Origin of the sequence: Pseudoroseomonas ludipueritiae, assembly GCF_014490445.1 — a bacterium.
GTDB lineage: Bacteria > Pseudomonadota > Alphaproteobacteria > Acetobacterales > Acetobacteraceae > Pseudoroseomonas > Pseudoroseomonas ludipueritiae.
The window spans coordinates 1-1,429 of the sequence record NZ_JACTUZ010000331.1; the positions used below are offsets into that span (position 1 = coordinate 1).

2 protein-coding genes are annotated in these 1,429 nt (G+C 75.5%); both read right to left on the reverse strand.

Features of this window, described 5'->3' with window-relative positions; genetic code table 11:
* Positions 1 to 1,044, reverse strand: a 1,044-nt coding sequence (gene tilS, locus IBL25_RS26105; RefSeq protein WP_187781342.1) for a tRNA lysidine(34) synthetase TilS, incomplete at its 3' end; no start/stop codon positions are given.
* 44 nt (positions 1,045 to 1,088) lie between these two features.
* A partial coding sequence (locus tag IBL25_RS26110) for a tetratricopeptide repeat protein (RefSeq protein WP_408898316.1) occupies positions 1,089 to 1,429 on the reverse strand: 341 nt, incomplete at its 5' end.

A 1,429-nucleotide genomic window follows, 5' to 3' on the forward strand; every position in this document is an offset into this window, starting at 1 on the left:
CAGCCCAAGCCGGGCCGCCCGCGAGATGCCGCCCGACTCCGCGCCCAGCGCGCCGATGCTGCTGCCTTCCGGCGCCGCCAGCACCCGCCAGCGCCCGTCCCAGCGGCTTCCGGGCATCGCGGGCGACGGTGGCGCACAGGCGGCGGCCTCCCGGCACAGCAGGTCATCCCGCCATTGCACCCCATGCAGCGTCCCCTGCCCACGGCGCAGCAAGGTGGCTACCGCCTCCTGCCCCGGCGCATGCTCGCTGCCGGAGAGCAGCCGCAGCAGCGCCGCCAGGGCTGCCAGTGCCACGGCATCCTGTCCCAGCGCGGCGGCATCCAGGCGGGCCCAGCCCTCCGGCGCCAGCCGCAGCGTCGCTGCGAGGCGCGCCGCCACCGCATCCTCCAGCCGGGCGCGGCGCCGGGCGAAGGCTTGACCCGCCTCGGCCAGGGCGGCGATGCCACCACCCTCCCCGCCGGGGTCCGCCAGGGCCAGCCGCAGGCGTGCGCGGGTGAAGCGTGGGTCCAGATTGGAGGGGTCGCGCAACGGAACCACCCCGTTCGCTTTCAAAAGCGCCTCCAGCCGGGCCGGCGCCATCTCCAGCAAGGGCCGCAGCAGCAGCGCCTCGCCTGCCGCCCGGGCTGCCGGAATGCCGGCCAGCCCTGCCGGGCCGCTGCCACGCAAGGCGCGGAAGAGCACTGTCTCAGCCTGGTCGGCGCGGTGCTGCCCCAGCAACAGCCAAGGCAGGCCCAGCGCGCCGCATCGGGCCAACATGGCCTCCAGCCGGGCCGCGCGGGCCCTTTCCTGCACCGCCGCGCCACGGGGCAGGCCGAGCGCGATCACCTCGGATGGAATGCCGCAAGCCTTCAGGGTATCGAAGGCCCAGCGGGCTTCCTCGCCGCTTTCACGGCGCAGGCCATGGTCCACCACCAGCCCCAGCAGGCTGCCGCCCCGTGCCTGGACCCAGTCCCGCGCCAGCAAGGCCAGCGCCAGGGAATGGGGGCCGCCCGAGACCCCCACCGCGAGCCTGGGCGCCGCACCGAAAGGGCCCAGCGGCGCCATCAGCGCGGCGAATTCCGCCGCGCCAGGTGGCCTCTCCGCTGAGGTCAGCGGCAGCCGGCGCGGCCGCGCGCCTCGCTGGCGCGGGTGGCGACATTGCCGCTGAGGCGCGGGAACTCGCTGCGCAGGTTGTTCAGCGTGTCGCAGGCCTCGCGCTTGGCGTTCAGGCCGATGAAGGCATTGGCCAGCCCGACCATCGCCTCCGGCGCGCGGGCCGACTGGCGGTTGCGCTTATAGGCATCGTCATAGGCAATGGCGGCATTGGCGTAATCGCGCCGGCCCAGCATGGCATCGCCCAGCAGCAACTGCCCGTCCTGGCCGCGGGCGCCACGGCCGGCCAGCACCTCGCGCGCCGCGGCCTCGGCGGCGCCGTAGTCGCGGCGGGCCA